Raw genomic sequence first — 11,976 nt, forward strand, 5'->3', positions numbered from 1 at the left:
GCGTCTGCTCGCGGGCCTATAGCGAGCCCTATAGCGAGCCGATGCCGGTCTCCGGGTTGAGCGCGAAACCCCAGTCGAACAGGCTCGCGGCCTGGTCCCAGTACGTCGGCCCGCCCTCTTTCACCAGCCCGTACATCATGGCGATCACCAGCCGTCGGCCACCGCGGCCGGCGGCGCCGACGAACGTCTTGCGGGCCGCGTTGGTGAAGCCGGTCTTGCCGCCGATGGCCCCGGGATAGCGCTGTAGCAGCTCGTCCTGGTTGAGGATTGGGTGATCGCCGTTATCGCCGGGGAACATCGCCGACGGCTCGGCGGTGATCTGCGCGAACACCGGGTTGGCCATGGCGGTCCGGAAGATGACGGCCAGGTCGTGCGCCGTCGACGCCCCGGAGCCGCCGGGCCCGTCCAGGCCCGACGGCGTCGCCGCGTGCGTGTTGGTCGCCCCCAGGGACGCGGCCTTGGCGTTCATCTTGGCCACCGTGGCGTCGGGCCCGCCCATCATGTGCGCCAGCGTGTTGGCGGCGTCGTTGCCCGACACCAGCAGCAGCGCGTCGAGCAGCTGGCGCGCGGTGTAGGTGCGGCCCGGTTTGATGCCGACGCAGTTGCACTCGACCTGGGTGTCCGCCGCGTCGGCGACGACGGTGGAGTCCAGGCTCAGCTGGTCCAGGGCCACCAACGCCAGCAGCACCTTGATGGTGCTCGCGGGCGGGTGGGGGACGTTCTGGTCACGGTCGGCGAGCACCTGACCGCTGTCCAGATCGGCCACGATCCAGGTCTGGGCCGGGCCGTCGGGGATCGGCACCGAGCCGACGGGCTGCGCGCTGTCGGCCAAGACGGCGGCCGCGCTCACGGCCGCACCGCAGGCGCCGACGGCCAGCACGGCGACGGCCCTGACCATGAAGGCCATGAGCTTGCGCATGGGCGCAAAGTTTAACGGCGTGCGCTACCCCCAGACCAACCGCGAGCTACCCCCAGACCAACCGCGAGCGTGCGCGTCTGCACACGACACACCGCGCAACGGTGTGCAATTGCGCACGCTCGCGGCCGAGGGACGGTGTTGAATCGACGCATGTTGAGCCTGGCCGAAATTTCCGACCGCCTAGAGATCCAGCAGCTGCTGGTGGACTATTCCACCGCCATCGACCAGCGCCGATTCGACGACCTGGACAAGGTGTTCACGCCGGACGCGTACATCGACTACACGGCCCTGGGCGGCATCGACGGCCACTATCCCGAAGTCAAGAAGTGGCTCTCGGAGGTGTTGCCGAACTTCCCGGTGTACGCCCACATGCTCGGCAACTTCGCGGTCCACATCGACGGGGACACCGCGTCGTCGCGGGTGATCTGCTTCAACCCCATGGTGCTTCCCGGAGACAAGAACCAGGCGCTGTTTTGCGGGCTGTGGTACGACGACGAGTTCGTGCGCACCCCGGAGGGCTGGCGAATGACCCGCCGGGTCGAATCGAAGGTCTTCCAGAAAGTGATGTGAGGCTCGGGCGGGCGAATTTATGCCCAAGACCCCAGATCTGGCACAATAGGCGGCTGTCCGCCGCGCGACCCACCTCGATCGGGGTGCTTGCGCGCCGGTCACACACGCGAGGCAAAACCGGGTCCGGGCATCCCGCCCTGGCCGCCGAATTGCAGCGTGACACACACAGGAGACATCGCTTAACCATGGCTGTGAAGATCAAGCTGACTCGGCTTGGCAAGATCCGCAATCCTCAGTACCGCATCGCCGTCGCGGACGCCCGCACCCGGCGCGACGGCCGCTCGATCGAGGTCATCGGCCGGTATCACCCGAAGGAAGACCCGAGCCTCATCGAGATCAACTCCGAGCGGGCCCAGTACTGGCTTTCGGTGGGGGCCCAGCCCACCGAGCCCGTCCTCAAGCTGCTGAAGATCACCGGTGACTGGCAGAAGTTCAAGGGCCTGCCGGGCGCCGAGGGCCGCCTGAAGGTCGCCCCGGCCAAGCCCAGCAAGCTGGAGCTGTTCAACGCCGCGTTGGCTCAAGCTGAAGGCGCGCCCACCACCGAGGCCGCGAAACCGAAGAAGAAGGCCTTGGCCAAGAAGGCCGCGAAACCGGCCAAAGCGGCCTCGTCGGAGTCCGACGCCGACGCCGACGACGCGCCGGCCGAGGGCGGCGAGCAGTCCGAGCAGACGACCGAAAGCTGACCGACATGAGCACGGTCGTCGTTGACGCTGTCGAGCATCTGGTCCGCGGGATCGTCGACAACCCCGACGATGTCCGGGTCGACCTCGTGACCAGCCGGCGTGGGCGGACGGTGGAGGTGCACGTGCATCCCGACGATCTGGGCAAGGTGATCGGCCGCGGGGGACGCACCGCGACCGCGTTGCGCACGCTGGTCGCCGGGATCGGTGGCCGTGGCATCCGCGTCGACGTGGTGGACACCGACCAGTAGCGGGGAACTCCCTTGGAGTTGACGGTCGGGCGCGTCGTCAAAGCCCACGGCATCGGCGGCGACGTGGTGGTGGAAATCCGCACCGACGATCCCGCTACCCGGTTTGCGCCGGGTAATACATTGCGCGCCAAGCGATCCCGCGATGACGGGGAACGCGACTATGTCGTCGAGAGCGCGCGCGAGCACGGTGGGCGGCTGCTGGTGCGATTGGCCGGGGTGAACGACCGCGACGCCGCCGACGCGTTGCGGGGCAGCCTGTTCGTCGTGGATTCCGATGATCTCCCGCCGATCGATGAGCCGGACACCTACTACGACCACCAGCTCGAGGGCCTTCGTGTCCGGACGACGACGGGGCAGGACGTCGGTGTCGTCGCCGAGGTGCTGCACACCGCGGCCGGTGAGCTGTTGGCGGTGCGGCGCGGCGCCGAAAGTGCCGAAGTCTTGGTGCCTTTCGTCGGCGCGATCGTGACGTCGGTGTCGCTGGGCGAGGGGCTGATCGAGATCGATCCGCCCGAGGGCCTGCTGGACCTGGCATGAGAATCGACGTCGTCACGATCTTCCCTGCCTACCTGGATCCGCTGCGGCAATCGTTGCCGGGCAAGGCGATTGCGTCGGGCCTAATCGATTTGCGCGTGCACGACCTGCGCCGGTGGACGCACGACGTGCACCACTCGGTGGACGACGCGCCCTACGGCGGCGGCCCCGGGATGGTGATGAAGGCACCGGTGTGGGGTGAGGCGCTGGATGAAATCTGTTCCAGCGAAACACTTTTGGTTGTCCCCACCCCGGCCGGTGCGCTGTTCACCCAGGCGACCGCCCAGCGCTGGACCACCGAGACGCACCTGGTGTTCGCGTGCGGCCGCTACGAGGGCATCGACCAGCGGGTCATCGAGGACGCCGCCCGGCGGATGCGGGTCGAGGAGGTCTCGATCGGCGACTATGTGTTGCCGGGCGGCGAGTCGGCCGCACTGGTGATGATCGAGGCCGTGCTGCGGCTGCTCGACGGAGTTCTCGGCAATCCCGCGTCGCATCAACATGATTCGCACTCGCCGGGCCTGGACCGGCTGCTGGAGGGGCCGAGCTATACCCGGCCGCCGAGCTGGCGCGGGCTCGACGTTCCCGAGGTCCTGCTGTCCGGTGATCACGCGCGGATCGCCGCCTGGCGCCGGGAGGTGTCGCTGCGGCGCACCCGGGAACGCCGCCCCGACCTGGCGGACTGACGCCGCCGAGCAGACGCAAACTCGCACGCGCTGAGCCGAATTCGTGCGATTCTGCGTCTGCTCGCGCGGGAAACTCGCGCGGGAAACCTGGCGCCGGTCAGATTCGGCCGTTGGGAAACATCGTCTTGACGGCCTGGGTGATCGTCTGTCGCGCGGTGGCGTCGTCGGAGGGCTGCAGCGACTGGACCACCATGACGTAGCGGTGGTCGGCGCCGATCACGCCGGTCGACAGGTGCATCCAGTCGCTGCCGATGCAGCACATCCAGCCCTGCTTGACCGCCACCGGCTCGGCGAACAGGCCCTCGGGAATGCCGAACCGCTGCGGATAGCCGTCGATCCCGTTCGGGGTGGACCGCGCCAGGTCGTTGACGATGATCGTGGCCCGCTCCGCCGGCAGCCCGCCCGACCCGTCGAGCAGCATGTCGTAGTAGTGGACCAGGTCGGTCAGCGAGCTCGTCGTGTTCCACCAGCGTCCGTCGCTGGGCGGGGTGGTGGACGAGAGCCCGTACCGGGTGGCGACCTGGGTGATGATGGCCTCGCCACCGCCCTGACCCCAGAACTTTTCGGCGGCGCCGTCGTCGGACGACTGCAGCATGACATCCAACGCCTGGCGGTCCTCCGGGGACAGGGTGGTCTTGCCCTCGGATTCGGCCAGCAGCAGATCGTCGGCGATGAAGAGCTTGGCCACCGATGCGGTGCCGACGATCTGGGTGTTGCCGTTGGACACCAGCTCGCGCGTCTTGCGGTCGAGGACGGCGACCGACAGCGCGGCCCCGCCGGCGGCGGCGTCGTCGATCGCCCGCTGGATGCGGGCCCGGAGACCGTCGAACCCGGAGCTGGGCAGGGCCTGCGTCGGCCCCGGCATCGTGATGGTGTCCAGCAGCAGTTGCACCGTCTCCGGTTGCGTCGGCGACCGGGCGGGCGCGCCGTGTGCCGGCTTGCTGGGCACCTTCGCTTGGACCTGCGGCCCGACCAATGCCTCGTCGCATCCGGCCAACACCAGCGTCATCAGCGCGATGGCGGTGAGCACGGCGGGCGGGCGGGCGCGCATCCTGTCTCTCTTTCGGCCTTGGACGTGCACGTGCGGGCCGTCTCGCCATCCGCCCCGGGGAGTTTCGGGTTCGACTAGCGCGTTTTGGCCCCAGTCATATGTACCATCCACCAGCGCCTTCGGCCCGTCGCGAACCGCGACGTTTACCTGTGATTTTCACTGCGCGCGGGCCGTCTGGCACAATTGTGCAGTTGTCTCCACCGTGTCAGCGGGCCGGGCCGCTTCCCGCCCGCTGCGAGATACGCACTGAAGCCCGAAACCCATCGGCTTGATGACCGCCCCACGCCCGCGCGTGGGCAGCCGCCGCGAGCCGCGACCGCAAGGAAGTGTTTTCTCAAGATGAACAGGCTGGATTTCGTCGATCAGGCGTCGCTGCGCGACGACATCCCGGCCTTTAGCCCGGGTGACACCGTCAACGTCCACGTCAAGGTGATCGAGGGCGCCAAGGAGCGTATTCAGGTGTTCAAGGGCGCGGTGATCCGTCGGCAGGGCGGCGGCATCCGTGAGACGTTCACCGTGCGCAAGGAGAGCTACGGCGTCGGCGTCGAACGGACCTTCCCGGTGCATTCGCCGAACATCGACCATATCGAGGTGGTGACCCGTGGCGATGTCCGCCGCGCCAAGCTGTACTACCTGCGTGAACTCCGCGGCAAGAAGGCCAAGATCAAGGAAAAGCGCTGACCGGGTGCGCCCGTTGCGGGTCGCCCAACCGGTTAGGGGCCGATTCACTCGCCGGTTTACGGGGCCACAATCTGCGCTGGCTACGCTGATCCCGTGACCGATACCCCGGACTCGCCTGAGCCCCCGTCCGACGCTGGCCAGTCAGAGCCGAAGGTCTCTACCCGCGACCCCAGGGACACCCGGGTGCCGGCCGAGGGGTCCCCGCCGCCCGAAGAGGCCGAGCCCAAGAAGTCCGCGCTGCGCGAACTCGCGATCCTGGCGGTGATCGCGGTGGCGCTCTACTACGTCATGCTGACGTTCGTCGCGCGGCCGTACCTGATCCCGTCGGAATCCATGGAGCCCACGCTGCACGGGTGCACGGGCTGCGTTGGCGACCGCATCATGGTGGACAAGCTCACCTACCGCTTCGGCTCACCGCACCCCGGTGACGTAATCGTCTTCAAGGGGCCTCCGTCGTGGAACGCCGGATACAAGTCGATCCGCTCCAACAACACCGCGCTGCGCTGGGTGCAAAACGCGCTGTCGTTCATCGGTTTCGTGCCGCCTGACGAAAACGACCTGGTCAAGCGGGTCATCGCGGTGGGAGGGCAGACGGTGCAGTGCCGGGCCGACACTGGGTTGACGGTCGACGGCAAGCCGCTCAAGGAGCCGTACCTGAGTCCCGCCACCATGATGGCCGACCCGTCGGTGTATCCGTGCCTGGGCAGCGAGTTCGGGCCGGTCGCCGTGCCGCCGGGGCGGCTGTGGGTGATGGGTGACAACCGCACGCACTCGGCGGACTCGCGGGCCCACTGCACCAGCATCCCGGCCGACGCCCTCAAGGGCGTGTTGTGCACCGGCGATCCGATGTCGGGGACCGTGCCGGTGTCCAATGTCATCGGCAAGGCCAGGTTCATCGTGTGGCCGCCGTCGCGGTGGGGTGGTGTGGGATCGGTGAACCCCCAGCAGGGCCAGTGACCATGGTCACCACCTGGCCGCCGCGGACGGTGATCCGCAAGTCGGGGGGTCTGCGCACCCTGGAGTCGGCGCTGTACCGCAGCGGCCTGGGGCCGGTGGCCGGGGTCGACGAGGTGGGTCGCGGCGCGTGTGCGGGCCCGCTGGTGGTGGCGGCCTGTGTGCTCGGCCCGGGGCGATTGGAAAGCCTTGCGGCGCTGGATGATTCGAAGAAGCTGACCGAAAAGGCGCGGGAGAGGCTGTTCCCGTTGATCCGCCGCTACGCCCTGGCCTACCACGTGGTGTTCATCCCTTCCGAAGAGGTGGACCGGCGCGGGGTGCACGTGGCCAACATCGAGGGCATGCGCCGCGCGGTGGCCGGCCTGTCCGTGCGTCCCGGTTACGTGCTGAGCGACGGCTTCCGCGTGCCCGGCCTGCCCATGCCGTCGCTGCCGGTGGTCGGGGGAGACGGCGTGGCCGCCTGCATCGCCGCGGCCAGTGTGCTGGCGAAGGTCAGCCGCGACCGGTTGATGGTCGCGATGGACGCCGACCACCCCGGCTACGGGTTCGCCGACCACAAGGGCTACAGCACGCCGGCCCACTCCATGGCGCTGACGCGGTTGGGCCCCTGCCCCGAGCACCGCTATTCGTTCATCAACGTGCGGCGGGTGGCGACCGGGTCGGGTTCGCAGGTGGTGGCCGTGTGCGAACCGGACCCTCCGGCCGAGCGTGACGGATACCGGTGAGGAAAGATGGGACCAGGTTCCCACCCGGCGACGATGCGGGCCGCGGCGGGTAAAAAGGCCCACGGAACGCCGGGGAAAGTTGTCAGGGAAGAAGGACGTCTGAGCAGGTGAGTGGCAGATGAGTGCAGAAGATCTCGAAAAGTACGAAACCGAGATGGAGCTCTCGCTGTACCGCGAATACAAGGACATCGTCGGCCAGTTCAGCTACGTCGTGGAAACCGAGCGGCGCTTCTACCTGGCCAACAGCGTGGAGCTGATGCCGCGCAACGCCGACGGCGAGGTGTACTTCGAGCTGCGACTGTCCGACGCCTGGGTGTGGGACATGTACCGGCCGGCGCGGTTCGTCAAGCAGGTGCGGGTGGTCACGTTCAAGGACGTCAACATCGAAGAGGTCGAGAAGCCCGAGCTGCGCCTGCCGGAATAGCCCCCGAAAGACTATGCGCCCGGCGTAAGCCGATCGTCGCCGTCGGAGGGCAGTTGACCACGGTTTTCGATGATGGCCCGCGCCACCTCGGCCAGCTTGATGTTCAGGGCCTGGGAGTGGCGCCGCAGTAGGTCGAACGCCTGCTCTTCGGTCATGTCGTGCAGCAGCATCAGCATGCCGACCGCCTTGCCGATTTCGCGGTTGCTGAGCAGTCCACGGCGCAGGGTCGCGGCGTCTTCACCCTTGGTGACCGCGTTGATGGCCACGCTGGCGAACGCTGCGAGCACCGCCGCCCGTCCGGCGGCCTCGGCGTCGAACAGGTTGGGGGTGTCGCTGAACAGGTTGAGCGCGGCTCCCTTGCGCTTGTCGACCAGGAGCCGAAAGCCCATGGCACCGCGCACCGGTGTCTCCGCGACCAGGACGGACGCGAGCTTGGGCCACAGGGACGGCGTGGTCAGGTCCGTGTCGATCTGGGGGGTTTCCTCCTCGATCGCATCGATGCAGGGGCCGTCGCCGGCGCGCCGCTCCAGCTCGTCGATCTGGTAGGCGAGGCGGTCGCTCGCGCCGACGGTGACATAGCGATCGTTTGTGCGCACTAACAGGCTGGCGTGGTCACAGCCCCGGATAGCCAGGGTCGCGGCGACGCAGATGGCCGCGTACATCTCTGTGGCGTCCGAGCCTTGATAGATGATCTCGGCGAGGGCGGCGAAGACGGTCGCCGGATCGGCCTTCTCCCCGGCAGCGCCCGAACCGCCCGCGCCGGCATTCGATTCGTCTGCCATGCTGTGCCTCATTTCTCGCGGTGTCGGTGGTTTGACCCGCACGCGATCGCCGTAGATTAGCGGGCCGCCAAAACGAGCCGCACGCGCTGTTGCCCACGGCCCTTCCATCGAGAGTATCGACTCGCGAATTTCGTCACTCGCGGTTTCAGGGGGACGGAAGGACACCCTGGCGGCGCTCGCTGGGAAGGCGGTCTGACACCCGGGGAGCGCGCGGCCCGCAAGGCTGTAATTTGAGTCCGTGAGATTCGACCGCTCGGCCGCGTCCGGCGATATCCCCGCCGACTACGACGAACACGCGGTTACCGTGGTGCCCCACAAACCAGAGGCCGCGGGCGTGCGAGCGGTGCTGGTCTCGCTGCAGCGGGGGTTCGAGCAGATGGGCGCGGTGCGCACCGCGGCGGCGCTGGCCCGGCTCAACCAGCGCAACGGCTTCGACTGCCCCGGATGCGCGTGGCCCGAGGAGCACGGCGGACGCAAGCTGGCCGAGTTCTGCGAGAACGGCGCCAAGGCCGTCGCCGAAGAGGCCACCAAGCGCACCGTCACACCGGAGTTTTTCGCGCGGCACACGGTGGCCGAACTGGCGGCCAAGCCCGAGTACTGGCTGTCCCAACAGGGCCGGCTCACCCACCCGATGGTGTTGCGCCCCGGTGACGACCGCTACCGGCCGATCGGCTGGGACGACGCCTACCGGGTGATCGCCGAGCATTTGGGCGCCCTGGCGGACCCCGATGAGGCCGTGTTCTACACGTCGGGTCGCACCAGTAACGAGGCCGCGTTCTGCTACCAGCTGCTGGTCCGCTGTTTCGGCACCAACAACCTGCCCGATTGCTCCAACATGTGTCACGAGTCGTCGGGATCGGCGCTGACCGAGTCGATCGGCATCGGAAAGGGATCCGTCACCGTCGACGACGTCGCGCATGCCGACCTGATCGTCATCGCCGGACAGAATCCGGGCACCAACCATCCGCGGATGCTCTCGGTTCTGGAGAAGGCAAAAGTCAACGGCGCCAAGATCATTGCGGTGAATCCTCTGCCCGAGGCCGGGCTGATCCGTTTCAAGGACCCGCAGAAGGTGAAGGGCGTTGTGGGGCACGGTATCCCGATCGCCGACGAGTTCGTGCAGATCCGCCTGGGCGGCGACATGGCGTTGTTCGCCGGGCTGGGCAGGTTGTTGCTCGAGGCCGACGACCGCGCCCCGGGCACCGTCGTCGACCGCGCCTTCGTCGACGCGCACTGTGCCGGGTTCGACGACTACCGACGCCGGACCCTCGGCATCGACCTCGATACGGTCTTCGCCGCCACCGGCATTGGGCGCCCACAACTCGAGCGCGTCGCCGCGATGCTGATGGCGTCGCAGCGCACCGTTGTGTGCTGGGCGATGGGCCTGACGCAGCACACCCATGCGGTCGACACCATCGGCGAGGTCACCAATCTGTTGCTGCTGCGCGGCATGATCGGCAAGCCGGGCGCGGGTGTCTGCCCGGTGCGCGGGCACTCCAACGTGCAGGGCGACCGCACGATGGGCATCTGGGAGAAGATGCCCGAACGGTTCCTGGCGTCCCTGGACCGCGAGTTCGGCATCACCAGCCCGCGCAAGCACGGCTACGACACGGTGGCCGCGATCCGCGCGATGCGCGACGGGCGAGCCACCGTCTTCGTGGGCATGGGCGGCAACTTCGCGTCGGCCACCCCCGATACCGCCGTCACCGAGGCCGCGTTGCGCAATTGCGCGCTCACCGTGCAGATTTCGACCAAGCTCAACCGCAGTCACCTCGTGCACGGTTCCACCGCGCTGATCCTGCCGACGCTGGGACGCACCGACCGCGACATCCGCGGCGGGCGGAAACAGGTTGTCTCGGTCGAGGATTCGATGTCGATGGTGCACCTGTCCCGCGGCGGTCTGCACCCGCCCAGCGACCTGGTGCGCAGCGAGGTGGAAATCGTCTGCGAGCTGGCGCGCACGCTGCTCGGCGCGGCGCACCCGGTCCCGTGGGAGCGTTTCGCCGCCGACTACGACACCATCCGCGACGCGATCGCCGCGGTGGTCCCCGGCTGCGCCGACTACAACCGCAGGGTGCGGGCGCCCGACGGATTCCAGCTTCCCCATCCGCCGCGCGATGCACGCGAATTCCGCACCAGCACAGGCAGAGCCAACTTCGCGATCAACCCGCTGCGGTGGGTGCCGGTGCCGCCGGGCCGGCTGGTGCTGCAGTCGCTGCGCAGCCACGACCAGTACAACACCACGATCTACGGGCTCGACGACCGTTATCGCGGGGTGAAGGGTGGCCGTCGCGTGGTGTTCATCAACCCGGCCGACATCGAGGCGCTGGGCCTGACGGCGGGCAAGCGCGTCGATCTGGTGTCGGAGTGGACCGACGCGGAGGGCCGGCTGCAGGAGCGGCGCGCGAAAGACTTTCTGGTGGTGGCCTATTCGACGCCGGTCGGTAACGCCGCGGCCTACTACCCGGAGACCAATCCGCTGGTTCCGCTGGATCACACCGCGGACAAATCGAACACCCCGGTGTCGAAGGCGATCACGATCCGGGTGGAGCCGGCGACGTAGTGGGGAACGTCACGGCGCGCCGGCGCGCGCACCATCTCACCGCGGAGCGGGCCGTCACGCGGCCGGAGACCCTGGCCGTCGAGGAGCCGCTGGAGATCCGCGTCAACGGCGCGCCGGTCACGGTCACCATGCGCACGCCCGGCTCGGATTTCGAACTTGCACAAGGCTTTCTGCTCACCGAGGGGGTGATCTGGGGTCGCGACGACGTGCTGACCATCCGCTACTGCGGCGGGCGCGGCGAGGACGGGGCCAACACCTACAACGTTGTGGACGTGACCTTGGCGCCCGGGGTCGACCCGCCCGATCTCGACGTCACCCGCAACTTCTACACCACCTCGTCGTGCGGTGTCTGCGGCAAGGCATCGCTGGAGGCGGTGCGGCTCATCGGCCGCTTTTCGCCCGGCTCGGATCCGGCGGCCGTCGCCGCGGGCACACTCAAGGCGATGCCCGGCCAACTTCGCGCCGCGCAAAAGGTTTTCGACAGCACCGGTGGGTTGCACGCCGCCGCGCTGTTCTCGGTCGACGGCACGGCGCTCGTGGTGCGCGAGGACATCGGCAGGCACAATGCCGTCGACAAGGTCGTCGGCTGGGCGCTGGAACACGAGCGGGTGCCGCTGGGGGCCTCCGTGCTGTTGGTCAGCGGACGGGCCTCGTTCGAGCTGACGCAAAAGGCCGTCATGGCAGGGATTCCCGTGCTGGCCGCGGTGTCGGCGCCGTCGTCGCTGGCGGTCTCGCTGGCCGAGGAATCCGGGATAACGCTGGTGGCGTTCCTGCGGGAGAACTCGATGAACGTCTACACCAGGGCGGACCGGATCACGTAAGCACCGCGCTGGCGCGGTGTATACCTGGGTCGATCCGGCAGCTTTCGTTCAGCTGGTCGCGAGTTCGTCGCCCGTGACGCACCTGGAGTGGGTGTGTGGCAGCGCCAGCCGTCGGTGTAGAGCGTCACGTTGCGCTCGGCACCACGTGCACCCCGGCTTGCCGTGGCGCGACCAGGCGAACACCTGGCTGACGTCACCCGGATCGCCGCAGCCACCGACGTCACACCGGTCGCCGGCGACCGTGCGGGAGAGGATGGGGAGGTTGTAAGCCATCGCCGGCGAGCATATGCCGCGAAAGCATCGAAATATTCGTTTCCAACATCCGGCTCCCAGGC

General features: G+C 68.2%; 14 protein-coding genes and 1 pseudogene. 11 read left to right on the top strand and 4 right to left on the bottom strand.

Going from position 1 to position 11,976, the window contains the following annotated elements:
• Positions 1–28 precede the first annotated feature (28 nt).
• On the bottom strand, positions 29–919 hold the full coding sequence (locus tag K3U93_RS07955) for a D-alanyl-D-alanine carboxypeptidase family protein (protein ID WP_083009966.1): 891 nt from the start codon (positions 917–919) through the stop codon (positions 29–31).
• A gap of 150 nt (positions 920–1,069) precedes the next feature.
• Between K3U93_RS07955 and K3U93_RS07960 the strand changes: the two genes are divergently transcribed.
• From K3U93_RS07960 to trmD, 5 genes are all read left to right on the top strand, one after another.
• On the top strand, positions 1,070–1,489 hold the full coding sequence (locus K3U93_RS07960) for a nuclear transport factor 2 family protein (RefSeq protein ID WP_083009967.1): 420 nt from the start codon (positions 1,070–1,072) through the stop codon (positions 1,487–1,489).
• Between the two features lie 185 nt (positions 1,490–1,674).
• Positions 1,675–2,172, top strand: coding sequence for a 30S ribosomal protein S16 (gene rpsP / locus K3U93_RS07965; protein WP_083009968.1), 498 nt, complete (start codon positions 1,675–1,677; stop codon positions 2,170–2,172).
• A 5-nt stretch (positions 2,173–2,177) separates the two neighbouring features.
• Positions 2,178–2,420 (top strand): RNA-binding protein, encoded by a 243-nt coding sequence (locus K3U93_RS07970; protein ID WP_036354608.1) that lies wholly within the window; start codon positions 2,178–2,180, stop codon positions 2,418–2,420.
• 12 nt (positions 2,421–2,432) lie between these two features.
• Positions 2,433–2,957 (top strand): ribosome maturation factor RimM, encoded by a 525-nt coding sequence (rimM, locus tag K3U93_RS07975; RefSeq protein WP_083009969.1) that lies wholly within the window; start codon positions 2,433–2,435, stop codon positions 2,955–2,957.
• Positions 2,954–3,640, top strand: a complete 687-nt coding sequence (gene trmD / locus K3U93_RS07980; protein ID WP_083009970.1) for a tRNA (guanosine(37)-N1)-methyltransferase TrmD — start codon at positions 2,954–2,956, stop codon at positions 3,638–3,640. Before rimM ends, trmD begins: the two co-directional genes overlap by 4 nt.
• Positions 3,641–3,737: 97 nt before the next feature.
• On the opposite strand, the gene K3U93_RS07985 is transcribed toward trmD, so the two are convergent.
• Positions 3,738–4,691 (bottom strand): serine hydrolase, encoded by a 954-nt coding sequence (locus K3U93_RS07985; RefSeq protein ID WP_083009971.1) that lies wholly within the window; start codon positions 4,689–4,691, stop codon positions 3,738–3,740.
• A gap of 339 nt (positions 4,692–5,030) precedes the next feature.
• Here K3U93_RS07985 and rplS point away from each other — a divergent pair, with 339 nt between their 5' ends.
• From rplS to K3U93_RS08005, 4 genes and pseudogenes are all read left to right on the top strand, one after another.
• Complete coding sequence (gene rplS, locus K3U93_RS07990; RefSeq protein ID WP_071510321.1) at positions 5,031–5,372, top strand: 50S ribosomal protein L19; 342 nt, start codon at positions 5,031–5,033, stop codon at positions 5,370–5,372.
• Positions 5,373–5,465: 93 nt separating this feature from the next.
• Positions 5,466–6,329 carry a signal peptidase I gene (gene lepB / locus K3U93_RS07995; protein WP_083009972.1) on the top strand — a complete coding sequence of 288 codons (864 nt, stop codon included), beginning with the start codon at positions 5,466–5,468 and terminating at the stop codon, positions 6,327–6,329.
• A 2-nt stretch (positions 6,330–6,331) separates the two neighbouring features.
• Positions 6,332–7,162: pseudogene (locus tag K3U93_RS08000) on the top strand (ribonuclease HII).
• Between the two features lie 7 nt (positions 7,163–7,169).
• A complete protein-coding gene (locus K3U93_RS08005; RefSeq protein ID WP_071510301.1) occupies positions 7,170–7,475 on the top strand; it encodes a DUF2469 domain-containing protein in 306 nt (101 codons plus the stop codon).
• 11 nt (positions 7,476–7,486) lie between these two features.
• On the opposite strand, the gene K3U93_RS08010 is transcribed toward K3U93_RS08005, so the two are convergent.
• A complete protein-coding gene (locus K3U93_RS08010) occupies positions 7,487–8,257 on the bottom strand; it encodes a GAF and ANTAR domain-containing protein (protein ID WP_071510300.1) in 771 nt (256 codons plus the stop codon).
• Positions 8,258–8,495: 238 nt separating this feature from the next.
• Here K3U93_RS08010 and K3U93_RS08015 point away from each other — a divergent pair, with 238 nt between their 5' ends.
• Positions 8,496–10,820, top strand: coding sequence for an FdhF/YdeP family oxidoreductase (locus tag K3U93_RS08015; protein WP_083009973.1), 2,325 nt, complete (start codon positions 8,496–8,498; stop codon positions 10,818–10,820).
• On the top strand, positions 10,820–11,641 hold the full coding sequence (gene fdhD, locus K3U93_RS08020; protein WP_083009974.1) for a formate dehydrogenase accessory sulfurtransferase FdhD: 822 nt from the start codon (positions 10,820–10,822) through the stop codon (positions 11,639–11,641). The genes K3U93_RS08015 and fdhD overlap by 1 nt, the downstream gene beginning before the upstream one ends.
• A 48-nt stretch (positions 11,642–11,689) precedes the next feature.
• Here the strand turns inward: fdhD and K3U93_RS08025 are convergent, their stop codons facing one another.
• Positions 11,690–11,914, bottom strand: a complete 225-nt coding sequence (locus K3U93_RS08025; protein ID WP_071510297.1) for a hypothetical protein — start codon at positions 11,912–11,914, stop codon at positions 11,690–11,692.
• Positions 11,915–11,976 lie beyond the last annotated feature (62 nt).

It is taken from the genome of Mycobacterium malmoense, from assembly GCF_019645855.1.
Lineage (GTDB): Bacteria > Actinomycetota > Actinomycetes > Mycobacteriales > Mycobacteriaceae > Mycobacterium > Mycobacterium malmoense.